Source organism: Pseudomonas sp. Fl5BN2, from assembly GCF_009908205.1.
In the GTDB taxonomy this organism is placed as follows: Bacteria; Pseudomonadota; Gammaproteobacteria; order Pseudomonadales; family Pseudomonadaceae; genus Aquipseudomonas.
In genome coordinates this window covers 168162-191868 of record NZ_JAAARL010000005.1, presented here as the reverse complement: position 1 = coordinate 191868, position 23707 = coordinate 168162, and the positions used below count along the sequence as shown (strand labels likewise).

General features: G+C 60.8%; 21 protein-coding genes. 10 read left to right on the top strand and 11 right to left on the bottom strand.

Annotation, left to right across the window (positions count from 1 at the left end; translation table 11 throughout):
* Positions 1-33 precede the first annotated feature (33 nt).
* The 3 genes from GV819_RS09000 to GV819_RS08990 all read right to left on the bottom strand — a co-directional run bounded on the left by GV819_RS09000 (position 34) and on the right by GV819_RS08990 (position 2236).
* Positions 34-471 carry a hypothetical protein gene (locus tag GV819_RS09000; protein WP_161755659.1) on the bottom strand — a complete coding sequence of 146 codons (438 nt, stop codon included), beginning with the start codon at positions 469-471 and terminating at the stop codon, positions 34-36.
* A 261-nt stretch (positions 472-732) separates the two neighbouring features.
* Positions 733-1296 carry a helix-turn-helix domain-containing protein gene (locus GV819_RS08995; protein ID WP_161755657.1) on the bottom strand — a complete coding sequence of 188 codons (564 nt, stop codon included), beginning with the start codon at positions 1294-1296 and terminating at the stop codon, positions 733-735.
* A gap of 223 nt (positions 1297-1519) precedes the next feature.
* Positions 1520-2236 (bottom strand): SIMPL domain-containing protein, encoded by a 717-nt coding sequence (locus GV819_RS08990; protein ID WP_161755655.1) that lies wholly within the window; start codon positions 2234-2236, stop codon positions 1520-1522.
* 258 nt (positions 2237-2494) lie between these two features.
* On the opposite strand from GV819_RS08990, the gene GV819_RS08985 reads away from it, so the two are divergent.
* The 3 genes from GV819_RS08985 (at position 2495) to GV819_RS08975 (ending at position 6136) form a co-directional block, all read left to right on the top strand.
* Positions 2495-3757 carry an ATP-binding protein gene (locus GV819_RS08985; protein WP_161755653.1) on the top strand — a complete coding sequence of 421 codons (1263 nt, stop codon included), beginning with the start codon at positions 2495-2497 and terminating at the stop codon, positions 3755-3757.
* Positions 3750-4310: a response regulator transcription factor gene (locus GV819_RS08980; protein WP_016968400.1), complete on the top strand. Its 561-nt coding sequence runs from the start codon at positions 3750-3752 to the stop codon at positions 4308-4310. The genes GV819_RS08985 and GV819_RS08980 overlap by 8 nt, the downstream gene beginning before the upstream one ends.
* Positions 4311-4408: 98 nt before the next feature.
* Positions 4409-6136 (top strand): ABC transporter ATP-binding protein/permease, encoded by a 1728-nt coding sequence (locus tag GV819_RS08975; protein WP_161755651.1) that lies wholly within the window; start codon positions 4409-4411, stop codon positions 6134-6136.
* Positions 6137-6309: 173 nt separating this feature from the next.
* On the opposite strand, the gene GV819_RS08970 is transcribed toward GV819_RS08975, so the two are convergent.
* Entirely contained in the window at positions 6310-6501 is a 192-nt protein-coding gene (locus tag GV819_RS08970; protein WP_161755649.1) for a hypothetical protein, read from the bottom strand.
* A 13-nt stretch (positions 6502-6514) separates the two neighbouring features.
* On the bottom strand, positions 6515-8149 hold the full coding sequence (locus tag GV819_RS08965) for a phospholipase (protein WP_161755647.1): 1635 nt from the start codon (positions 8147-8149) through the stop codon (positions 6515-6517).
* A 313-nt stretch (positions 8150-8462) separates the two neighbouring features.
* On the opposite strand from GV819_RS08965, the gene GV819_RS08960 reads away from it, so the two are divergent.
* Complete coding sequence (locus GV819_RS08960) at positions 8463-9404, top strand: AEC family transporter (protein WP_161755645.1); 942 nt, start codon at positions 8463-8465, stop codon at positions 9402-9404.
* Positions 9405-9461: 57 nt separating this feature from the next.
* Here GV819_RS08960 and GV819_RS08955 read toward each other — a convergent pair whose 3' ends face one another.
* The 6 genes from GV819_RS08955 to gatC form a co-directional block, all read right to left on the bottom strand.
* Positions 9462-9842, bottom strand: coding sequence for a carboxymuconolactone decarboxylase family protein (locus tag GV819_RS08955; RefSeq protein ID WP_161755643.1), 381 nt, complete (start codon positions 9840-9842; stop codon positions 9462-9464).
* Positions 9839-10903, bottom strand: coding sequence for a calcium/sodium antiporter (locus GV819_RS08950; protein ID WP_161755874.1), 1065 nt, complete (start codon positions 10901-10903; stop codon positions 9839-9841). The genes GV819_RS08955 and GV819_RS08950 overlap by 4 nt, the downstream gene beginning before the upstream one ends.
* 50 nt (positions 10904-10953) lie before the next feature.
* Complete coding sequence (locus GV819_RS08945; protein WP_161755641.1) at positions 10954-11328, bottom strand: septal ring lytic transglycosylase RlpA family protein; 375 nt, start codon at positions 11326-11328, stop codon at positions 10954-10956.
* A 118-nt stretch (positions 11329-11446) separates the two neighbouring features.
* Entirely contained in the window at positions 11447-12892 is a 1446-nt protein-coding gene (gene gatB / locus GV819_RS08940; RefSeq protein ID WP_161755639.1) for an Asp-tRNA(Asn)/Glu-tRNA(Gln) amidotransferase subunit GatB, read from the bottom strand.
* Between the two features lie 10 nt (positions 12893-12902).
* Positions 12903-14354 carry an Asp-tRNA(Asn)/Glu-tRNA(Gln) amidotransferase subunit GatA gene (gatA, locus tag GV819_RS08935; RefSeq protein WP_161755637.1) on the bottom strand — a complete coding sequence of 484 codons (1452 nt, stop codon included), beginning with the start codon at positions 14352-14354 and terminating at the stop codon, positions 12903-12905.
* Between the two features lie 16 nt (positions 14355-14370).
* Positions 14371-14658: an Asp-tRNA(Asn)/Glu-tRNA(Gln) amidotransferase subunit GatC gene (gene gatC / locus GV819_RS08930; RefSeq protein ID WP_161755635.1), complete on the bottom strand. Its 288-nt coding sequence runs from the start codon at positions 14656-14658 to the stop codon at positions 14371-14373.
* Positions 14659-14868: 210 nt separating this feature from the next.
* Here gatC and mreB point away from each other — a divergent pair, with 210 nt between their 5' ends.
* The 6 genes from mreB (at position 14869) to GV819_RS08900 (ending at position 23672) form a co-directional block, all read left to right on the top strand.
* The gene (mreB, locus tag GV819_RS08925; RefSeq protein WP_002555108.1) at positions 14869-15906 is read left to right on the top strand and encodes a rod shape-determining protein MreB; all 1038 of its coding nucleotides are present in this window, start codon (positions 14869-14871) and stop codon (positions 15904-15906) included.
* 141 nt (positions 15907-16047) lie between these two features.
* Positions 16048-17139, top strand: coding sequence for a rod shape-determining protein MreC (gene mreC / locus GV819_RS08920; protein ID WP_161755873.1), 1092 nt, complete (start codon positions 16048-16050; stop codon positions 17137-17139).
* On the top strand, positions 17139-17630 hold the full coding sequence (gene mreD / locus GV819_RS08915) for a rod shape-determining protein MreD (RefSeq protein ID WP_161755633.1): 492 nt from the start codon (positions 17139-17141) through the stop codon (positions 17628-17630). Before mreC ends, mreD begins: the two co-directional genes overlap by 1 nt.
* A 43-nt stretch (positions 17631-17673) precedes the next feature.
* Positions 17674-18279, top strand: a complete 606-nt coding sequence (locus tag GV819_RS08910; RefSeq protein WP_161755631.1) for a Maf family protein — start codon at positions 17674-17676, stop codon at positions 18277-18279.
* A gap of 56 nt (positions 18280-18335) precedes the next feature.
* Entirely contained in the window at positions 18336-19793 is a 1458-nt protein-coding gene (rng, locus tag GV819_RS08905) for a ribonuclease G (protein WP_161755629.1), read from the top strand.
* A 75-nt stretch (positions 19794-19868) separates the two neighbouring features.
* A complete protein-coding gene (locus GV819_RS08900) occupies positions 19869-23672 on the top strand; it encodes a YhdP family protein (protein ID WP_161755627.1) in 3804 nt (1267 codons plus the stop codon).
* The last annotated feature ends 35 nt before the right edge of the window (positions 23673-23707 follow it).

The following is a 23707-nucleotide window of genomic DNA, read 5'->3' as shown; positions in this document are numbered from 1 at the left end:
TACCCAATGCAAGATGCAGGGCCGTCACAAGTCTCAAAGAGTGGAACGGACGTACAGGAATGACGCATTTGTATAAGTGTTGACGCATTTGATCGTTTGCGCCGGCTTTTTGTGGTGCATATGCCGCCTTCTTGTGGAGCAATCAGGGCGAATCGCGCTCACCGTTGGTGCGTCACTGGAGCCCGTTACGGCCGGCTTCGGGTTGAGCTGCTGGGTCTTGCCTTCCTTGTGCAGAGGGCCGGCGTATCTGGCTGACCGAATGAAGTAGGGCGACTCGGAGGGGGAGACCGTGCGCAACGGATGCCTGCGCTCGAGCAGGCGTTGGCAGGTGAACAGCACATTGCCGGCGGCGTTGACGTCGCGGCTCGAAGTGACGTAGTCGGTGTGGAGGTTGCTGGCGGTGTGTGACCGCGGGGAGCCGAGGATCAGACCAGCTGTCTGCCAAACCTGGAGCGGAAAGGTCTTACGCATGCAAACCTCATTATTCTTTTTCTAGGGCGTATCTGAGGATTGGCCTTGTGGGCCATGGCAACTCGCCTTTCTATGGGGAGTGGATGCAGCCCCATGGACCCTGTGCGGCGACGGCGATCGCTTGTTGTGTTGTTGATTGTCGATTCGCCGATGCCGAAATTAAGTCATGCTGAAATCGGGGTCAACGAAAATTAAGTGTGACTTACATTTCTCCTGCGCAAAGGCTGCCTCTGAGGTTCGATAGGCGGCCATGGATTGAGCTCAGGCTGCCGAATGGTCGTCGAACAGGCCCATGGTCGTGATGGTCAGGACTTCCGCCGGGCCGTTGCCGACGTTGGCCAGGCAGTGAGTCTTGGTCGCGTCGAAGTGCACCGAGTCGCCGGCGCCGAGGGGATATTGGCGGCCTTCGATGGTGTAGACGATCTGCCCTGAAAGAACATAGGAGAACTCTGAGCCATCATGGGAAATCAGCTCCGACTGGTAGCCCACCGATATGTTCATCTTCACCGCGTTGATCAGGTTGCCGGGAAAGGAACTGGACAGCCGCTCGTAGGCCAGTGGCTGGCCTTCGATGGTGTAGCGCACCCGCTTGCCTTCGTGGGAGTCGGGTTGCGCTTGAGTCGGCTGGTCGAACAGAGCGTTCAGCGGAACGTTCAGAGACTTGGCAATGTTGACCAGGGAAGAGATCGAGACACCGGTGAGATTGCGTTCCGCTTGGGAGAGGAAACTGGCAGTAAGACCGGACTCGCTGGCAATTTGGCGCAAGGTTTTCTTGGCGGCGCGGCGATAGCGGCGCAGGCGTTCGCCGATGCGATCTGCGGTCATTGGAGAGACTCTTATTGAAAGGAGCAGTATACCCGGCAGACGTCACTAACGCCTGGCAGGCGCAATACTGAGGTCGCTAACTTTAACCTCGCCGAGGTGGCCGAACGGCTGCACCGTGAGCTGAGTACTCCTGGTTCGGGCTGAAACAGTTGGTAACGAAAAACGGCGATAACCTCGGTTTCGTGCTGGAGGCTACCGCCGTTTGGGGGAGGCTGGGGAAACTTTACGGCATCAAGACTTCGATGGCGCCATCAGCCGTCATGCTGACCTGGCTGGTGCCTGCTTCGACTTCCGGGGTCACCGGCGCCGAATCCATGCTGGCGGCCTTCATCATCATTGGTGCGCGCATGTAGGGCTGTGGATAACCGTTGCTGTTGAGGTTCAGGTTGACGATCTTGTAGCCCTTGCCGCCCAGAGCTTCGGTGGCCAGTTGGGCGCGGGCCTTGAATGCTTTGACCGCATCTTTGAGCAGGGCGTCTTCGCTGGCTTTGCGGGTCGGATCGGCGATGGCGAAGTCCATGCCGCCCATTTTCAGGTCGCCCAGCAGTTCGCCGGTAAGCTTGGACAGAGCGGCGAAGTCGGAGCTTTCCAGGCGCAGTTCAGCGCGCTCGCGCCAGCCGGTGATCTTCTGGCCCTTGCCATCGTAGATTGGGTAGCTGTTGCGACTGCCCTGGCGCAGGGTCACATCCTTGACTTGGCGTGCCTGGCCGAGGGCCTTGTTCATGGTGGTGGTGATTTCGGCGGCGAGCTTGGCCGGATCGGTGTTCTGCGACTCGCTATAGAGGGTCACAATCATCAGATCGCGAGCCACTTCCTGGCTGACTTCGGCGCGCAGGGAAATCTGGTTGTAGTGCAGTTCATCGGCGGCCAGCGCTGGCAGGCTGATGAGGGTACCGGCGCTAAGGGCGAGAAGGGCGACGCTGCGACTGAAATGCTGCATGGAAACTCCTTGAGTGCGGTCCGCAGGCCAAAGGTTCGAGCTGCGTGAGCAGATAAGACTGTAGTTTTTATTCGCTGTTGCAGCCTTTTACAACTTTGATACATGTAAGCAGGCTACGATCCCGGGCTTGCGCTGGTAGCTGAAAGTTTGCCGCTGTCGCGGCTTTTCTCTGTGGCGCTTTGCCGCAGTTTTGCCTGCGCTGCGGGCGGCTTGGTTATACTCCCGGCGATTGCCCTGGAGCGCTCATCAGGAGAGCTCATGCTCGCCCCCGTAAAATTGCTGTCCGCGACCCGCCAGAACCTTTGGCGCCTGACCTTTATTCGTACCCTCGTGCTAGCCGCTCAGGCCGGTTCAGTGGGGATCGCCTACTGGCTCGACCTGCTGCCACTGCCTTGGCTGCAATTGAGTGTCACCCTGATTTTCTCCATGGTGCTCTGCGCCTTTACCGCCATTCGCCTGCGCACTTCCTGGCCGGTGACGGAGTTGGAGTACGCTCTGCAGCTGGCCTGCGACCTGTTTATCCACAGCGTGTTGCTATATTTCTCCGGCGGCTCCACCAACCCCTTCGTGTCTTATTACCTGGTGCCCCTGACCATTGCCGCGGTGACCCTGCCCTGGCGTTATTCGGTGGTCCTTTCGGGCATCGCACTGACCCTTTATACCTTGCTGCTGGCACGTTTTTACCCCTTGCAAACTTTCCCCATTGCCCGGGAGAACTTGCAGGTCTATGGCATGTGGCTGAGCTTCGCCCTGGCTGCGGCGGTGATTACGTTCTTCGCCGCGCGAATGGCTGAAGAGCTACGCCGTCAGGAAGAGTTGCGGGCGATCCGTCGTGAAGAAGGGCTAAGAGACCAGCAATTGCTGGCCGTGGCGACCCAGGCCGCCGGCGCCGCTCATGAGTTGGGCACGCCACTGGCGACCATGAGCGTACTGCTCAAAGAAATGCGCCAGGACCATCCCGATCCGTTGCTGCAGGATGACCTCAGCGTGCTCCAGGATCAGGTCAAGCTGTGTAAGGAAACCCTGCAGCAACTGGTGCGCGCTGCCGAAGCCAATCGTCGCCTGGCGGTGGATATGCAGGACGTCACCCAGTGGCTGGACGAAGCCTTGAACCGCTGGCACTTGATGCGCCCCGAGGCCAGTTACCGTTTCCATCTGCTGGGTGAGGGGCCGGTGCCGCGACTGGCGCCACCACCGGACCTGACCCAAGCTTTGCTCAATCTGCTGAACAATGCAGCCGATGCCTGCCCCGAAGGCCTGGAAGTACGCCTGGACTGGGACGTGGAAAACCTCACTATCAGTATTCGTGACCACGGCCCCGGAGTACCCTTGGCCATCGCCGAGCAGATTGGCAAACCGTTTTTTACCACCAAGGGCAAAGGCTTTGGCCTGGGCCTGTTTTTGAGTAAGGCCAGCGTGACCCGCGCTGGCGGCTCAGTGAAACTCTACAGTCATGAGGAAGGCGGTACGCTCACCGAGCTGCGCCTGCCTCGTGCCGCCCGAGGAGACGACCATGAGTGAAGAGATCCAAGTCGAAGGCGAGGAACTGCCACATCTGTTGCTGGTGGATGATGACGCCACCTTTACCCGCGTGATGGCCCGAGCCATGAGCCGCCGGGGCTTTCGCGTCAGTACCGCAGGTTCCGCCGAAGAGGGCCTGAGCATCGCGCAACAGGACTTGCCGGACTACGCCGCGCTGGACCTGAAGATGGATGGCGACTCCGGGCTGGTGCTATTGCCCAAGCTACTGGAGCTGGATCCGGAAATGCGCGTGCTGATCCTGACCGGCTATTCGAGCATTGCCACTGCGGTGGAGGCCATCAAGCGCGGTGCCTGCAATTACCTGTGCAAGCCGGCAGATGCCGATGACGTGTTGGCTGCGCTGCTTTCCGAACACGCCGATCTCGACACCCTGGTACCGGAAAACCCGATGTCGGTGGACCGCCTGCAATGGGAGCACATCCAGCGCGTGTTGACCGAACACGAAGGCAACATCTCCGCCACTGCCCGAGCCTTGGGCATGCATCGCCGTACCTTGCAGCGCAAACTGCAGAAGCGTCCCGTACGTCGCTGAACTGCGACTGAACGAATGTCCGCTGGGCGTCGTGAAAAAGCGAGCCGATCTACTATGATCGGCTCAGCGCTTGTCCCTTTCCCTATCGAGCCTCAACGATGAATCAGAACGCTGAATACTCCGCGGTCAATGATGCTGTGCGCGGGCAATTCTTTCGCCGGGTGTGGGCGATGATTACGCCTTACTGGCGCAGTGAGGAAAAGGGCAAGGCCTGGTTGCTGTTGATTGCCGTGATCGGCCTGTCGCTGTTCAGCGTGGCCATCTCGGTGTGGATCAACAGTTGGTACAAGGATTTCTACAACGCCTTGCAGAAGAAGGATGAGGCTGCGTTCTGGCACTTGATCCTGTATTTCTGCGGGATTGCTGCGGTGGCGATCCTGGGTGCGGTGTACCGTCTGTACCTGACCCAGATGCTGACCATCCGCTGGCGGGCCTGGCTCACCGAGCAACACTTTGCCCGCTGGCTGGGCCACAAGAACTACTACCAGCTGGAGCAGGGCGGCTACACCGACAACCCGGACCAGCGGATTTCCGAAGACCTCAACAGCTTCACCAGCAATACCCTGGCCCTGGGCCTGGGGTTGATCCGTAACATGGTCAGCCTGGTGTCCTTTTCGATCATTCTCTGGGGCGTGTCCGGCAGCATCGAGGTCTTGGGCTACACCATTCCCGGCTATATGTTCTGGTGCGCGCTGGTGTATGCCGCAATCGGCAGCTGGCTGACCCACCTGATCGGGCGCCGCTTGATTGGCCTGAACAACCAACAACAACGTTTCGAAGCCGATTTGCGTTTCTCCATGGTGCGGGTGCGGGAGAACGCCGAGAGCATTGCCCTGTATGACGGCGAGAAGAACGAGAACCAGCGCCTGAGCAGTCGCTTCGGCAAGGTCTGGCACAACTTCTGGGACATCATGAAGGTGTCCAAGCGCCTGACCTTCTTCACTGCCGGTTATGGCCAGATTGCGATCATCTTTCCGTTCATCGTCGCAGCGCCGCGTTACTTCACCGGCAAGATCGAACTGGGCGAACTGATGCAGATCAACTCGGCCTTCGGCAACGTCCAGGAGAACTTCAGCTGGTTTATCAGCGCCTACTCGGACCTGGCCGCCTGGCGTGCCACCTGTGACCGTCTGCTGAGTTTCCGCCAGGCCATGAGCGAAAACGAGGAGCGTCCACCGGCCATTGATGTGCAGCGCCAGGGCGATCATTTGCAGGTCCGTGACCTCGCTCTGGACCTGGCAGATGGTCGTCACTTGCTGGCCGGTTCGCAGATGACTGTGCGGCCCGGTGAACGGCTGATGCTCAGTGGCCGCTCCGGCAGTGGCAAGAGCACCCTGCTGCGGGCCATGGGGCGGCTGTGGCCGGCGGGGCATGGGAGCATTTTGCTGCCGGCCCAGCGCTATCTGTTCTTGCCGCAAAAACCTTATCTGCCCATTGGCAGTCTGCGTGATGCCTTGAGTTATCCACAGCCGGGTGAAAGCTATTCCCAGGAGCGTTATGAACAGGTCCTGGAAACCTGCCGCCTGCCCCATCTGGTGGCGCGCCTGGATGAGAGCAATCACTGGCAGCGCATGTTGTCCCCGGGCGAGCAGCAGCGACTGGCTTTTGCCCGGGCACTGCTTTATGCCCCGCACTGGCTCTACATGGATGAGGCCACCTCGGCCATGGACGAAGAAGATGAGGCCACGCTGTATCAGGCACTGATCGACCAGTTGCCGGGGGTGAGCATCGTCAGCGTTGGTCACCGCAGCAGCCTCAAGCGTTTCCACCCGCGGCACATCCGTATCGAGCAGGGGCACTTGGTGGATCAGGCCCAGATGGCCTGAGTGAGGGTTTCGCCCAGGCCGCCAGGCGCTGGCGCCTGAGCCGTCTTGCGAGCGGTGCCTCAGGTTGATGCCAAGGCACGCAGGATCAAGCGCTGATCTTGGTTGCTGTGTGGTTTGAGGCGTTTCCTCCGTGGTTAATCCCGCTCCTGCAGTGGCTGCAGGGCGGGAGTGGCTCAGGACTTGTGCAGGATCATTCGATCCACTCTTACCGCCAGCTGGCCGCTTCCCGGTTGGGCGTTGAAGGTCACGTTGCCGTGTTCATCCACACTGGCCCGGGCAATCGGAGCGCCGTTGAGCAGCAACTCCAGTGGCGCGTCCTTGAGGGATTGGCCGGAGGCCAGTTGCAGTTTCAGGTTGATAGCCATGGTGATCTCCTTATCAGGCGTTGCGGTCGATGAAACGGCTGGCGCTCTTGTCGATGGAACCGATCAGCTCCGGTGAGCCTCCTCGGAACTGGCGGAACACATTGCGCCCGGTCGAACTGCTGTTGCTGGTCCCGGACGGAATGCTCAGGGTCGGCTGGAAGCTGTCACTCAGTTCCACATAGGCCGACCAGGGGCCGTTGTAGGACTCGTTCAAGCCGCTGGTTTCGCTGAGGGCGTAGCGCACTGCGTGGCCCGGCAGCCAGTTGGGTTCGCTGGGGGTATGGCTCTGCCAGCCATCGGCCAGGATCGTTGGAGTTGTGTTGGGTGTTTCCAGGTAGCCGGCGGGTTTGTTCGGGCTGTAGTTTTTCAGCAGCAGGTAGGTACTCCAGCCCCACCAGTTATCGATGGTCTTGTTGTCATTCAGGTTATTGACGTCGCTGCGACGCAGTACCTTGTTACCACTCATCACGAACAGCGGCGAGAAGTTGCCGGCTTTCGCGGCGTTCAGGTCCGGAAGAACTTTTAACGCCGAGTAACTGGCTGGAGCCGGGAGGCTGCCACTCAAGTAGCTGGCGAAGATTTCGTCCGCCGAGCGCTGTACCGCAAGCTTCACTTGTTGCCGATTGTGGTGGTCGACGCTGTCGAAGTAGCGCTTGTCGCCGTAGGCGTGCCAGTGATCGCCCTGGGTATTGCTGACATTGAGGCCGAACTTGCTGTCTTCGTCGTGCATGAAACGGGTAATCAGTGAGCCCAGGTCGCTGGGGGTGACCACCGCTGCCAACTGTTTGCGTGGCACTCGCACATGACCGGCGGAAAACAGGTCTGTGAGGAAGTGATCGGCGAAGGCGCTCATCGCATAGGCCAGTTCCAGTTGCTTGTCATCTGCGGTTTTACCCGCCAGTACCGCTTGCTGCAGGGCCGCCGTGTGCCCGGCGATGTAAGCCGCCAGGGCCCATTCGCCAAAGTGGTCGGCATTGTTGGCCGCCAGCTTCAAGTAGCGCCCCAGAGGGAACAACGCGGAGACCAGGCTGCCGCCGCCAGTGATCTTGTTCCACTCTTCGGACAGCGTATCGCCCAGGGCATCATAGGCTTCGTGGGGTTGTTTGCCGTCGCGGATCGCCTGGTTGGCTGCGGCGATTTCTTTTTGCATTACCGCGAGGATCTGCCGGGCTTCGTCTTTGGCCGCCGGCAGCACCGCGAGGGAATTGAAGGCGGCGGTAAAACGTTGCACTCGATCGGTCGGGGTCGCGCCTTCGCAAATCGGCTGCTCGGGAATGCCGTAGAAATCCCCCCCCAGGGCAACCACCTGGCCATAGGTCAGGGACAGGCCATTGGGCAAGTGCAGTTCGACCTGCCAGGCGGGAATAGCCGGTGCGTCCTTGGTAAAGCGCAGCAGGGTGTTGTCACCGATTGCGGTGTGCTCACCACCCTCGAAACGTAGCTGTGGCCTGGTGGCTTTTTGCACGGCGCGGGGAAGGACTTCGGGGCGGTGATACTTGATGGTGTGATGGCCATCGGCGACCAGTACCAGGGTGTCGCCATCGCCTGAGATGGCAATGCCCTGTTCACTGAACAGGTGATCCAGGTCGGCAATGATCTTGCCGGCGTGTTGTGGCTGTTGCTGCTTCTGTGCAGAGAGTCCTGACATTTCTAGCTCCTTGATATGTCATGGGGATGCTTTGAACTTAACTGTATGGATATACAGTTATCTGGATAATAGAGGAAGACTTTCCGCCGTCAAGCAAGGAATGATTCCTTCCTGTATCAAGCATTGCGAATGGCAGGTTTTGCTCGGTGCTTCGGCTTCGTTCTCCAAGGCGTCAATACGCTTGGGAGATCGAGCGGACGGGGCTGTTGCATGGGCTGAACGAGCCGAATCCAGATGGAGGCAACGCCGGGCGGCGGCCTGTGGATTGGATTATCATTGGCGCCCTGACGACAGGCTCAAGGTTCATTCGCGCATGCTGGCCATCTTTTTCGAAACGCTGACGATCACTGCGCCTGTTTTTGCGATGTTGTTCCTTGGGCTACTGCTCAAGCGGGTGGGGTGGATCAACGACAATTTTATCCATGTCGCTTCGTCGCTGGCGTTCAACGTCAACATGCCGGCGCTGCTGTTTCTCGGCATTCTGCATGCGGACCTGCATTCGGCGTTGAAACCGGCGGTATTGATCTACTTTGGCGTGGCCACCCTGGTGTGTTTTGCTCTGGCCTGGGGCTGGGCGATCTGGCGTTGTCCAAGGGCCGATCGCGGTATCTATACCCAGGGCGCATTTCGCGGCAATAACGCAATCATCGGTTTAGCCCTGGCGGCGAGCATGTATGGGGATTACGGGATCTCCCTGGGGGCGGTGCTGGCGGCCCTGGTGATCCTGTTCTACAACACCCTGTCGACCATTGTCCTGGCGGTCTATAGCCCGCAGATCAAGTCAGATCCCTGGAGCATCTTCAAGAGTGTGGTGCGCAATCCGCTGATAATCAGTGTGCTGGCGGCGGTGCCGTTCGCTTACTGGCAGATTCCGTTGCCGGGTTGGCTGGAGACTTCGGGTCGATACCTGGCGCAGATGACCTTGCCCATGGCACTGATCTGCATTGGTGGCACCTTGTCCATGGTGGCCTTGCGCAACAGTGGTCGGATGGCCATGAGTTCGAGCCTGTTGAAGATGGTCAGCCTGCCGGCGTTGGCGACCCTGGGGGCCTGGTTATACGGGTTTCGTGGGGCGGAGCTGGGGATCCTGTTCCTGTACTTTGGCAGCCCGACTGCGGCGGCGAGTTTTGTCATGGCCCGGGCGGCCAATGGCAATCATGAACTGGCGGCGGCGATCATCGTCATCACCACCGTAATGGCGGCCGTGACCACCAACCTCGGGATCTTCCTGTTGCAGTGGGGCGGTTGGATCTGAGCAGCCGATGAAGCGGATCGCCGGTCAGCCGGCGATCATTGCCCCGATGGCGAGTCTTCAGTTGGCCTGTTGATAAGTGTCTATCACTTCCTGCGCGGCGCGGAAGGCGTCGATGGCCGCGGGTACGCCGGCGTACACCGCGCAATGCAGCAGCGCTTCGCGAATCTCGTCCACAGTGCAACCGTTGTTCAGGGCGCCACGCACGTGGCCTTTAAGCTCCTGCGGGCATTTGAGTGCCGTCAAGGCCGCCAGGGTAATCAGGCTGCGGGTTTTCAATGGCAGCCCTTCGCGGTTCCATACCCCGCCCCAGGCATGCTCGTTGACGAAATCCTGCAACGGCTGGGTGAACTCGGTGGCGTTGCCCAGGGCGCGATCGACAAAGGCATCGCCCATTACCTGGCGACGCATTTGCACCCCGTTTTTCTTGTTCTCGCTCATGGCGTTTCTCTCTTGTGTTGGCGGCGCCAGGCCCGTAGCGAACTGAACAGCAGAAACGCCACCAGCGCTGGCAGGACGAAAAACAGCATCAAGTGTTCCAGTTTGCCGGCCAGGGGCATGCCGGTGGTGAAGGACACCACGTGCAGGCCATAGGCCAGGTACAGGCCGAGAAACAGTAGGCCTTCAGCCCGGGTCACGCGGTACCCGGAATAGAACACTGGCAGGCATAGCACCGCCACGCCGAGCATCACTGGCAGGTCGAAGTCCAGGGCATTGGGCGAGACCGAGAGCGGCGTCGGCGCCACCAGGGCGGTGAATCCCAGCACCCCCAGCAGGTTGAACAGGTTGCTGCCAATGACGTTGCCCACGGCGATATCCCGCTGGCCGCGCAAGGCAGCAAGCAACGAGGTGGCGAGCTGCGGCAGGGAGGCGCTGACGGCAATCACCGTCAACCCCATGACTCGCTCCGACAGCCCCAAGTTATCAGCCACGGTGATGGCAGCGCCCAGCAACAGGTGCCCGGCGAAGACCAGCAGCCCCAGGCCGAGGAGGACCATCAGCATGCTGCTGAATCTGGGGGCTGCGCTGCGCTGGTCGGCAGGATCGGGTAAACGAGGGCGCGCCGAGTGCCTTGACTGGCGTAATAGCAGGACCAGATACAGCACCAGGGCTGCGAGCAGGATCAGGCCATCAACCGGAGTGAGGCGTTCGTTATAGGCAAGGGCGAACACCAGCAGGCTGGCGCCGATCATCAGCGGGATGTCCAGGCGTACCAGTTGCCGCGACACTCGCAGTGGAATGATCAGGGCCGAGAGGCCGAGGATCACCAGGATGTTGAAGATGCTGCTGCCGATCACGCTGCCCACGGCAATGTCGGTGTTATCGGCCAGGGTCGCTTGCAGGCTGATGGCCATTTGCGGCGCGCTGCTGCCGAAGGCGACGATGCTCAGGCCCATGATCAGCGGGCGTACATGCAGGCGCGCCGCCAGGCGCACGGCGGCGCGCACCAGCAACTCGGCGCCGGCGATCAGCATCAGCAGGCCGCTGATGAGCTGGATCAGGCTGAGCAGGGGCAGTTCGGCAAAGGCGGTAATGGCTAGGGCTCCGTCGGTCAGTCGCTGAGGGCTTGGATGCGTACTTTGGCGGTACCGCTGCGCAGCATATCCAGCTGTTGAGCGGCAGTGCGGGACAGGTCGATCAGGCGGCCACGGGTGTGCGGGCCACGGTCATTGATGCGGACCACGACACTTTTGTCGTTGCCCAGGTTGGTGACTTGCACCCGGGTGCCGAACGGCAATTCTCGATGGGCGGCGGTGAGGCCGTTCTGGTCGAAGGCTTCGCCACTGGCGGTGCGTTTGCCGTGGTGCTGGGCACCGTAATAGGAGGCCGTTCCGGTTTCGTCATAACCCCGGGGGTCGATGACATGGCTGCTGACGCAACCCGTGAGTAGAACGAGCAGGGCACCGACAATGAGCAGAGGCCGCATGCTGGAACGCTCTATTGAAAGGGGGGGAGAAGCAGTCGCGAGTAGGCGCTGGCTTGCCAGCGAAGACCGGGGTGCGTGCATCCCGTTTCGACTGACAAGCCACCGCGTCACTTTTCGATCAGCCTTCGAGCTTGCTTTTCAGCAGTTCGTTGACTTGTTGCGGGTTGGCCTTGCCTTTGGAGGCCTTCATCGCTTGACCGACAAAGAAGCCGAACATCTTGCCGCGCTTGGCTTCATCGGCGGCGCGGTATTGTTCAACCTGTTCGGCGTTGGCCGCGAGCATTTCGTCGAGCACCGCCGAGATCGCGCCGCTGTCAGTGACTTGCTTGAGGCCGCGCTTGTCGATGATCTCGTCGGCGCTGCCTTCGCCATTGGCCATGGCTTCGAACACGGTCTTGGCGATCTTGCCGGAGATGGTGTTGTCCTTGATCCGCAGCAGCATGCCACCCAGTTGTTCCGCCGAGACCGGGGCTTCGTCGATTTCCAGGCCTTGCTTGTTCAGCAGGCTGCCCAGCTCGACCATGACCCAGTTGGCCGCGAGTTTGGCATCGCCGGCGATGCGGGCGACCTGCTCGAAGTAGTCCGCTTGCTCACGACTGGTGGCCAGCACGCTGGCGTCGTAGACCGACAGGCCGAACTGCTCCTGGAAGCGCTCGCGTTTCTGTGGCGGCAGTTCCGGCAGGGTGCTGCGTACCTGGTCGAGGAAGCTGTCCTCGATGACTACTGGCAGCAGGTCCGGGTCGGGGAAGTAACGGTAGTCGTTGGCTTCTTCCTTACTGCGCATCGGACGGGTCTCGTCCTTGTTCGGGTCGTACAGGCGAGTCTGCTGGATCACTTTGCCACCGTCTTCGATCAGCTCGATCTGGCGCTGGATTTCGCTGTTGATGGCCTTTTCGATGAAGCGGAACGAGTTGACGTTCTTGATCTCGCAGCGGGTGCCGAACTCGACCTGGCCCTTGGGGCGGATCGAGACGTTGCAGTCGCACCGCAGGGAGCCTTCGGCCATGTTGCCGTCGCAGATTCCCAGGTAACGCACCAGCGCGTGGACCGACTTGACGTAGGCCACGGCTTCCTTGGCGCTGCGCATATCAGGCTCGGAAACGATTTCCAGCAGCGGCGTACCGGCACGGTTCAGGTCGATGCCGGTGGCGCCGTTGAATTCTTCGTGCAGGCTCTTGCCGGCGTCTTCTTCCAGGTGTGCGCGGGTGATGCCAACGCGTTTCACCGTGCCGTCTTCCAGGGGGATGTCCAGGTGGCCCTTGCCGACGATCGGCAACTCCATCTGGCTGATCTGGTAGCCCTTGGGCAGGTCCGGGTAGAAGTAGTTCTTACGGGCGAACACGTTGTGCTGGCCGATTTCGGCATCGATGGCCAGGCCGAACATCACGGCCATGCGCACAGCTTCCTGGTTCAGCACTGGCAGTACGCCGGGCATGCCCAGGTCGATCAGGCTGGCCTGGGTGTTGGGCTCGGCACCAAAGGCGGTGGAGCTACCAGAGAAAATCTTCGATTTGGTGGTGAGCTGGGTATGAATCTCCAGCCCGATCACGACTTCCCATTGCATGTGTATCTCCTCAGAAGCCGGTTGGGGTGCGGGTGTGCCAGTCAGTGTTGAGCTGATACTGGTGGGCAACGTTCAACAGGCGACCTTCCTGGAAGTACGGCGCAAGCAACTGCACGCCTACCGGCAAGCCATCGACGAAACCGGCTGGCATGGACAAGCCCGGCAGGCCGGCGAGGTTGGCGGTGATGGTGTAGACGTCTTCCAAGTACGCAGCGACCGGGTCGCTGCTCTTGGCCCCGAGCTTCCAGGCCGGGTTCGGCGTGGTTGGGCCAAGGATGATGTCGACTTCATTGAAGGCGGTCATGAAGTCGTTTTTCACCAGGCGCCGGATTTTCTGCGCCTTGAGGTAGTAGGCGTCGTAGTAGCCGGCGGACAGCGCATAGGCACCGACCATGATCCGGCGCTGCACTTCGCTGCCGAAGCCTTCGCCACGGGAGCGTTTGTACAGGTCTTCCAGCTTCTCTGGGTTGTCGCAGCGATAGCCGAAGCGCACGCCGTCAAAACGCGACAGGTTGGAGGAGGCTTCCGCCGGGGCGATCACGTAGTACGCGGGAATCGCGTGCTGCATGTTCGGCAGGCTGATTTCCTTGATCACGGCGCCGAGCTTTTCCAGCGCCTTGATGCTGTTGTGGATCAGCTCGGCGATGCGTGGGTCGAGGCCGGCACTGAAGTACTCTTTCGGCACGCCGATCCGCAGGCCCTGCAGCGAACCGTTAAGGCCGGCGCTGTAGTCCGGCACCGGTTCATCGATGCTGGTGGAGTCGTTCGGGTCGAAGCCAGCCATGCCTTGCAACAGGATTGCGCAGTCTTCGGCGGTGCGGGCCAACGGGCCGCCCTGGTCGAGGCTGGAGGCGTAGGCAATCATGCCCCAGCGGGAAACGCGACCGTAGGTCGGTTTCAGACCGGTGAGGTTGGTGAAGGCAGCGGGTTGGCGGATCGAGCCGCCGGTGTCGGTGGCGGTGGCCGCAGGCAACAGGCGCGCGGCGACGGCTGCGGCGGAACCACCGGACGAACCGCCCGGCACGTGTTCCAGGTTCCATGGGTTTTTCACCGCACCGTACCAACTCGACTCGTTGGCCGAGCCCATGGCGAACTCGTCCATGTTGGTCTTGCCCAGGGTCACGGCCCCGGCAGCGGCCAGTTTGGCGACCACGGTGGCGTCATACGGCGCCTTGAAGTTGTCCAGCATTTTCGAGCCGCAGCTGGTGCGGATGCCCTGGGTGCAGAACAGGTCTTTGTGCGCGATCGGTGCGCCGAGCAGGGCGCCGTTCTCGCCATTGGCGCGACGGGCGTCGGCGGCCTGGGCCTGGGACAGTGCCAGGTCCTGGGTTAGGCTGATGAAGCTGTTGAGCTGAGGATCCAGCTGGGCGATGCGCGCCAGCAGGGTCTGGGTCAGTTCTACGGAAGAGAATTTCTTGTCGGCGAGTCCGCGGGCGATCTCGGCCAGAGTCATGTGATGCATTGCAGGCTCTTTCCCTTTAGTCGATGACTTTCGGAACCAGATACAGGCCGTTTTCGACCGCTGGCGCGATGGACTGATAAGCCTCGCGATGATTGGACTCGGTCACAACGTCTGCGCGCAGGCGCTGGCTGGCCTCCAGTGGGTGGGCCAGGGGCTCGATACCGTCGGTATCGACTGCCTGCATTTCATCCACCAGCCCGAGAATGCTGTTCAGGGCGGAGGTGATGTGTGGAAGATCGCTTTCATTGAGCTTGATGCAGGCCAAATGAGCGATTTTTTCCACGTCGGAGCGTTCAAGCGCCATGGGATTCTCCAGTGGAAAACAGAACGGATCTCGTCCGTGTGTTAGATTGTCGGAACACTACCGCATTTCTACGGTCTTATGGCCGCGATTGTGGGGGTTGGTGCACAGAAAAGCGGTCAATTTAACATATTGGCGCCTTGCCCAAAATCCCTGTCGTTGTTAGAGTTTGCCGCACTTTTTTACCCACGCGTTGCCTAGGGTCCCTTCCCCATGTTCAAGAAACTGCGTGGCATGTTTTCCAGCGATCTTTCCATTGACCTGGGCACTGCCAACACCCTTATTTACGTGCGCGAGCGCGGTATTGTCCTGAATGAACCATCAGTTGTGGCCATTCGGACCCACGGTAATCAGAAAAGTGTTGTGGCGGTTGGTACTGAAGCCAAGCGCATGCTCGGTCGTACTCCGGGCAATATTGCAGCCATTCGTCCGATGAAAGACGGCGTGATCGCCGACTTCAGCGTCTGCGAAAAGATGCTGCAGTACTTCATCAACAAGGTTCACGAAAACAGCTTCCTGCAGCCTAGCCCTCGTGTGCTGATCTGCGTTCCATGCAAGTCCACCCAGGTTGAGCGTCGTGCCATCCGTGAATCGGCCCTTGGCGCCGGTGCCCGTGAAGTGTTCCTGATCGAAGAACCGATGGCTGCAGCCATCGGTGCCGGCCTGCCGGTTGAAGAAGCCCGCGGTTCGATGGTGGTGGACATCGGTGGTGGTACCACTGAAATCGCCCTGATCTCCCTGAACGGTGTGGTGTATGCCGAATCCGTCCGTGTCGGCGGCGACCGTTTCGACGAAGCGATCATCACCTACGTGCGTCGCAACTACGGCAGCCTGATCGGTGAATCCACCGCCGAGCGCATCAAGCAGGAAATCGGCACCGCTTACCCGGGCGGTGAGGTACGTGAAGTCGACGTACGTGGTCGTAACCTGGCTGAAGGCGTGCCACGTGCCTTCACCCTGAACTCCAATGAGGTGCTGGAAGCTCTGCAAGAGTCCCTGGCCACCATCGTTCAGGCAGTGAAAAGCGCCCTGGAGCAATCGCCTCCGGAGCTGGCTTCGGATATCGCCGAGCGTGGTCTGGTACTGACCGGTGGTGGTGCATTGTTGCGTGACCTGGACAAGCTGCTGGCCCAGGAAACCGGTCTGCCGGTGATCGTCGCCGAAGACCCGCTGACCTGTGTCGCTCGTGGCGGTGGTCGTGCATTGGAAATGATGGACAAGCACACCATGGACCTGCTCTCCAGCGAATAACATCGCTGCGAGGTCTATGCTGTTGCGCCCACAGGCAGCACTTTGCAGTGCTGCCTGTGGCGTTTATCTTCTGTCAATCTGCATCCAGGCCGGTTTGATGCCGTATGAATAAACACAACATTTGCCTGGGAGGAGCGGCTTATTAAACCGCTTTTCGCCAAAGGTCCCTCATTAGGCGTGCGCCTCCTGGTGCTGGTCGTGCTGTCGGTCGCACTGATGGTGGTCGATGCCCGCTTCACACTGCTCAAGCCAGTGCGTAGCCAGATGTCGCTGGTGTTGATGCAGTCCTACTGGATCACCGACCTGCCACAACGGCTATGGCAAGGTGTGGCCAGCCAGTTTGGCAGCCGTACCGAGCTGGTGGCCGAAAACGAAAAACTCAAGACTGAAAACCTGCTGTTGCAGGGACGCATGCAAAAGCTCGCGGCCCTGACCGAGCAGAACGTGCGCCTGCGTGAGTTGCTCAACTCTTCGGCGCTGGTCAACGAGAAGGTCGAAGTGGCCGAGTTGATCGGCATGGACCCGAACCCCTTCACCCATCGCATCATCATCAATAAAGGTGAGCGTGATGGTGTGTTCCTCGGTCAGCCGGTGCTCGATGCCCGAGGCCTTATGGGGCAGGTGGTCGAGTTGATGCCCTACACCTCTCGTGTCCTGTTGCTGACCGACACCACCCATAGCATTCCGGTTCAGGTCAACCGCAACGGCCTGCGCGCCATCGCCAGCGGCACCGGTAATCCGGAGCGCCTGGAGTTGCGCCATGTGGCCGATACTGCCGACATCAAGGAAGGCGACCTATTGGTCAGTTCCGGTCTTGGCCAGCGTTTCCCTGCCGGCTATCCGGTGGCCACGGTCAAGGAAGTGATTCACGACTCTGGCCAGCCCTTCGCTATTGTGCGAGCAGTGCCCACTGCAGCGTTGAACCGCAGCCGTTACCTGCTGCTGGTGTTCAGCGATCCACGTACCGCTGAAGAGCGGGCCAACGATGCCGCCCAGGCCCAGGAGGCCCAGGACCGACAGGGTGGCAACGCGACGCCGGTGGTCCCGGCCACAGTACCCAAGCCTGCAACAGCTCCGGCCGGGGCGGCCAATGCTGCTCCGGCGCCAGCCGCGGCGACGCCGGTCAAGCCTGCGGCCCATGCTCCGGTCAAGCCGGTTCATAAACCTGTGGTGAAACCGGCGGCTGCCAAGCCACCGGCAGCGGTACCGGCCACCACCGGAGGAAGAGAATAATGGCGGGCAGTACCTATTCACGAAACGGCTGGATTGTCTGGCTGACATTCCTCATCGGCCTGCTGCTGAGCGTGTCGCCGTTGCCACAGTTCATGGAAATCCTGCGCCCATTGTGGCTGGCTCTACTGCTGGCCTTCTGGGCCTTGGCCCTGCCGCACAAGGTGGGGATGGTCACCGCCTGGTGCCTGGGGCTGGCCGAGGATGTGCTCTATGGCACCCTGCTGGGGCAGAACGCCTTGATCCTGACGTTGATCACGTTCCTCGTGCTGTCCCTGCAGCAGCGTCTGCGGATGTTCCCGATGTGGCAGCAGAGCTTGGTGATCCTGGTGATCTTTGGCCTGGCGCAGCTTGTGCAACTCTGGCTCAGTGCCCTGACCGGCAATCGTCAGCCGACCCTGGCCTTGGTGTTGCCGGCGCTGGTCAGTGCCTTGTTGTGGCCCTGGGTCAGCTTTGGCCTGCGTGGTTTGTGCCGACGTTTCAAAATCAATTAATTCGGTCAGGCATTGGCCCGTACCTCGACAGGGAGATGTCTTGATGAGTCCGCTTTACCTCGCTTCGGGTTCACCCCGTCGGCGTGAGTTGCTCACGCAGATTGGCGTACCTTTCACCGCCATCAATGCGGATATCGATGAAACCCCGCTGGCCGATGAGCCTCCTGCCGCCTACGTCGAGCGCCTGGCTCGGGGCAAGGCAGCGGCCGGTCGCGGGTTGATCGCCAGCAGTGAATCCCAGGCTCCGGCTTGCGTGCTGGGCGCCGATACTGCGGTGGTGCTCGATGGGCTGATTCTCGGCAAACCGCAGGATCAGGCCGATGCCCTGGCGATGCTTATGGCGCTGTCTGGACGCGAACACGAAGTGCTGACTGCAATTGCCCTGCTCGACGGTGATCGTTGCGAGTCGCTGGTGGTGCGCAGCCTGGTGCGTTTTCGTCCCATCTCGGCCGAAGAGGCAGCGCTCTACTGGGCCAGTGGCGAGCCTGCGGATAAAGCCGGCGGTTATGCGATTCAGGGACTTGCGGCGGTGTTTGTGTCCGGGCTCAATGGCAGCTATTCCGCCGTGGTCGGCTTGCCGGTGTGCGAAACCGCAGAACTGCTCGGCCATTTCGGCATACCCTGTTGGCAAAACCTTCCAGTGCGCTAAAGCGCCGTACCCAACTACTGCGGCCCTCTATGAACACGCCTGAACGAGACACTGCCATGAGTGAAGAGATTCTGATCAACATCACGCCGATGGAATCGCGGGTGGCGGTGGTCGAAAACGGAGTGCTGCAAGAGGTTCACGTCGAGCGCACCCAGCGCCGGGGCATTGTCGGCAACATCTATAAAGGCAAGGTGGTGCGGGTATTGCCGGGCATGCAGGCAGCCTTCGTCGACATCGGCCTGGACCGGGCGGCCTTTATCCATGCTTCGGAAATCTCCAACCGCGAAGGCCCGGCAGTCGAGAGCATCAGCGCCCTGGTGCACGAAGGGCAGAGCCTGGTGGTGCAAGTCACCAAGGACCCCATTGGCTCCAAGGGCGCACGCCTGACCACCCAGCTGTCGATCCCGTCCCGCTACCTGGTGTACATGCCGCGTACCGCTCATGTTGGTATCTCGCTGAGGATTGAAGACGAGGCCGAGCGTGAGCGCTTGAAGCAAGTGGTCAGCGATTGCGTGGCCCAGGAAGGCATCAAGGAGGCTGGCGGGTTCATCCTGCGTACCGCCGCCGAGGGCGCCGGGGTCGACGAGATCATGATGGACATCCGCTATCTGCGCCGGCTCTGGGATCAGATCGGTACGCAGATCAAGACCATTGGCGCCCCCAGTGTGATCTACGAGGACCTCGGCCTGGCGCTGCGTACCCTGCGGGACCTGGTGAGCCCGAAGATCGAGAAGATCCGCATCGATTCCCGGGAAACCTTCCAGAAGACTACCCAGTTCGTTGCCGAGCTGATGCCGGAAATCGCCGATCGCCTGGAGCATTACCCTGGTGAGCGCCCGATCTTCGACCTGTACGGCGTCGAGGATGAAATCCAGAAAGCCCTGGAGCGCAAAGTGCCGCTCAAGTCTGGTGGCTACCTGGTGGTGGACCCGGCGGAAGCCATGACCACCATCGACGTCAACACCGGGGCCTTCGTCGGCCACCGCAATCTTGAGGAAACCATCTTCAAGACCAACCTCGAAGCCGCCACCGCCATTGCCCGGCAATTGCGCCTGCGCAACCTCGGCGGGATCATCATCATCGACTTCATCGACATGGAAGATGAGGAGCATCAGCGGCAGGTGCTGCGCACCCTGGAGAAGCAGCTGGAGCGCGATCACGCCAAGACCAACATCATCGGCATTACCGAACTCGGGTTGGTGCAGATGACGCGCAAGCGGACCCGGGAAAGCCTCGAACAGGTGCTCTGCGAACCCTGCAGCAGTTGCCAGGGACGGGGTAAGTTGAAGACTCCAGAAACCGTCTGTTACGAAATATTCCGTGAAATCCTCCGCGAAGCTCGGGCTTATCAGGCAGAAGGGTATCGGGTGCTGGCCAATCAGAAAGTGGTTGATCGTTTGCTGGATGAGGAGTCCGGTAACGTTGCGGAGTTGGAAGGTTTTATTGGCCGGACCATCAGGTTCCAGGTCGAAACCATGTATTCCCAGGAACAATACGACGTGGTGCTGCTCTGATTCCGCGTGCTTTACATCAGTGGAAACGGCTGGCTTCAGCTTTTTGCATGACTTTTGCCATGGGAGCCAACTGAAATGGAGCGGCTGATCCGCCTGTTCACCACGCTGACTCGCTGGGGGCTGGGCCTCTGTGCGTTGGCGCTGGTGGTGACTGCCTTGTATGTCAGCCTGGGTCGCGAACTGACTCCGTTGGTGGCTGAATACCAGGCTGAAGTTGAAGCCAAGGTACAGCAGGCCGTGGGCTTGCCGGTACATATCGGTAGCCTCGAAGGCCGCTGGAGAGGCTTGTCACCGATCCTGCTCGCCCATGACGTGATGGTCGGCGAGGGCGCCAATGCCTTGCGCCTGGATCAGGTGAGTGTGGCGCCGGATGTGCTTGGCAGCCTGCTGGCGGGTGAGCTGCAGATTGGACGCCTGGAGCTCAGCGGCCTGAGCCTGAGCCTCAAGGAGGGGGTGGACGGCCAATGGCAGTTGCAAGGCCTGCCAGTGCAGCAGGATCAGCCAATGGACCCTGAGCAATTGCTGACCCGCCTGCAGCAGGTGGCGGAACTGTCGGTGCTGGACAGTCAGATCACCTTGTTGCCGCAAGATCATCAACCGCTTGCCCTGACCTATGTCGGACTCAACCTGCGTACCGGCCCCAGTCGCCAGCGCCTGGATCTGCGCCTGACCCTGCCGGACGGCCAGCCCCTGGCCTTGAACCTGCGCACGCGGATCCGTGCCGACGCCTGGCGTGACGCTCAAGCCGACCTGTACCTGAGTCTGCCGCAAAGTGACTGGTCGCGCTGGCTGCCGGCTCGCCTTACCCAGGAATGGAAACTGTCCGCGCTCAAGGCCGGCGGCGAGCTGTGGCTGAACTGGGGCCGAGGCACGGTGCAGAACGCCACGTTGCGCCTGAATGCACCGCAGTTCACCGGTGCCTATGCCGAGCGTGCCCCGGTGACCCTGAAGAACCTGGCCTTGAACGCCTACTTCCAGCGCAGTGAACAAGGCTTGCAGGTGCAACTTGATTCCCTGGAGCTGAACCTCGGCGAGACTCGCTGGGAGTCTCGCTTGCTAGTGCAGCAGACCAAGGCCACGGAACAAAGCGAAGAACTCTGGCAGCTGCAGGCTGATCGCCTGGATCTGACCCCGGTAACGCCGATCCTCCACGCGTTGGCGCCGTTGCCGGAGGCGCTGGCCACGACCATCGATCGCCTGAAGGTCACCGGTGGGCTGCGCAATGTGCTGCTCGACTACCGGCCCCAGGCCACCGACGATCAGCGTCTGAGCTTTGCTGCCAATCTCGAACGCGTCGGTTTCGACGCCTATCATGGCGCCCCGGCAGCGCGGAACGTCAGCGGTAGCATCAGCGGCGACCTGGGCAAGGGCGAGCTGCGCATGGACAGCAAGGATTTCTCCCTGCACCTGTTCCCGATTTTCGCCAAGCCCTGGCAGTACATCCAGGCCAACGCCACCTTGACCTGGAAGCTCGACAAGCAAGGTTTCACTCTGATTTCCCCCTACCTCAAGGTGCTCGGAGAGGAAGGCAAGATCGCCGGCGATTTCCTGATCCGTCTGCATTTCGATCACAGCCAGGAAGACTACATGGACCTGCGGGTCGGCCTGGTCGATGGCGATGGGCGCTACACCGCCAAGTACCTGCCGCAAATGCTCAACCCGGCGGTGGACGAATGGCTGCGCACGGCGATCCTCAAGGGCGCGGTGGACCAGGGTTTCTTTCAGTACCAGGGTTCGCTGAACCATGACGCCATCGAGGCGGCCCGCAGCATCAGCCTGTTCTTCAAGGTGCATGACACCGAGCTGGCGTTCCAGCCGGGCTGGCCGCACCTGAGCAAGGTCAGTGGGGATGTGTTCGTCGAGGACAGCGGGGTGCGCATCGTCGCCAGCAAAGGGCAGTTGCTGGACACCAAGGTACGGGATGTGTTCGTCAACATTCCCCATGCCGCCAGCGGGAAGAGTGCCCATATGTTCATCGACGGTGGTTTTGCCGGTGGCCTGGGGGACGGGGTAAAGATTCTCCAGGAGGCACCGATCGGAACCGCCTCGACCTTTGCCGGCTGGCAAGGTGAGGGTGACCTGCAAGGCAATCTGGATTTGGACATTCCCCTGGTCAAAGGTGAAGAGCCGAAGATCGTGGTGAACTTCAAGACCGACAATGCGCGACTCAAGCTCAGTGAGCCGGAACTGGAATTGACCCAGCTCAAGGGCAATTTCCGTTTCGACAGCGCCAAGGGCCTCAGTGGCGAAGGCATCAGTGCCCAGGCCTTCGACCGACCGGTGAGCGCGCAGATTTTCGCTGATGGCAAACCTGGCAAGCCCAATACCCGAGTGGTTGCCAAGGGGCAGGTGGCGGTGAAGAAACTCACCGACTGGCTGCAAGTCAGCCAGCCGCTGCCGGTGTCTGGCGAGGTGCCGTATCAGCTGCAATTGAACCTCGACGGCGCTGACAGCCAGTTGATGGTCAGTTCAAGCCTCAAGGGTGTGGCGGTGGATCTGCCGGCCCCGTTCGGTATGGCAGCCAGCACTGGGCGCAACAGTGTGTTCCGCATGACCTTGCAAGGGCCCGAGCGACGTTACTGGTTCAATTACGGCGAGTTGGCCGATTTCACCTTTGCCGCACCCAGCGGCAAGCTCGCCGAGGGGCGCGGCGAGCTGTTCCTTGGTGATGGCGCGGCTTTGCTGCCCACTGTCAAAGGGCTGCGGGTCCGCGGGATTTTGTCCGAGCTGGATGTAGAACCCTGGAAAGCCCTGGTGGATCGCTATGCTGGGCAGGACCCGGGCGGCAGCGCCAAGCAGTTGCTCAGCAGTGCCGATTTCAAGGTCGGTACGCTCAGTGCCTTCGGCACCCGCCTGGATCAGGTCAACCTGCTGTTGATGCGTAAGCCAGCTGCCTGGGAGTTGCAGATCGACAGTCAGCAGGCCAAAGGCAAGGTCGGCATGCCCGATGCCAAGACCACGCCAATGGCCATCAACATGCAATACGTGCGCTTGCCGGCCGCTGACCCTGCGGCGCAGGCCGATGAGAATGCCCCCGATCCGCTGGCGTCGGTGGACCCCAAGAATGTTCCGCCGCTGGATATTGCCATTGAGCAGCTGTTTCAGGGCTCTGACCTGATCGGCCGTTGGGCACTCAAGGTGCGGCCAACGGCCAAGGGCATGGGCTTCAACAGCCTGGACCTCGGACTCAAGGGCATGCAGTTGCAAGGCGAGGGTGGCTGGGAAGGCCAGGCCGGTGCCAGCAGCAGTTGGTATCGTGGTCGCATTGCCGGCAAGAACCTCGCAGACGTGCTCAAGGGCTGGGGTTTTGCGCCTACGGTTACCAGTGAAGACTTTCACTTGGACGTTGATGGTCGTTGGCCGGGCTCGCCGGCCTGGGTCGGCCTGAAGCGTTATTCCGGAAGCCTGGACGCCACCTTGCGCAAGGGCCAGTTCGTCGAAGTCGACGGCGGGGCCCAGGCGTTGCGGGTGTTTGGCCTGCTCAACTTCAACTCCATTGGTCGGCGCTTGCGCCTGGACTTCTCCGACCTGTTCGGCAAGGGCCTGAGCTATGACCGGGTTAGGGGGGTGCTGGCAGCGAGCAACGGCGTCTATGTCACCCGTGAGCCGATCACTCTCACCGGACCGTCGAGCAACCTGGAGCTCAATGGCACCCTGGACATGGTGGCCGACCAGGTGGATGCCAAGCTGCTGGTGACCTTGCCGGTGACCAACAACCTGCCGATTGCCGCGCTGATCGTCGGCGCGCCAGCGGTGGGTGGGGCGTTGTTCCTGATCGACAAGCTGATCGGTGATCGGGTGGCGCGCTTTGCCAGCGTCAAATACAACGTCAAAGGTCCGTGGAAAGAGCCAAAAATCACCCTCGACAAGCCGTTTTGAGAATCCTCGATTCGCCCCTATGGAGTAGCATGGCG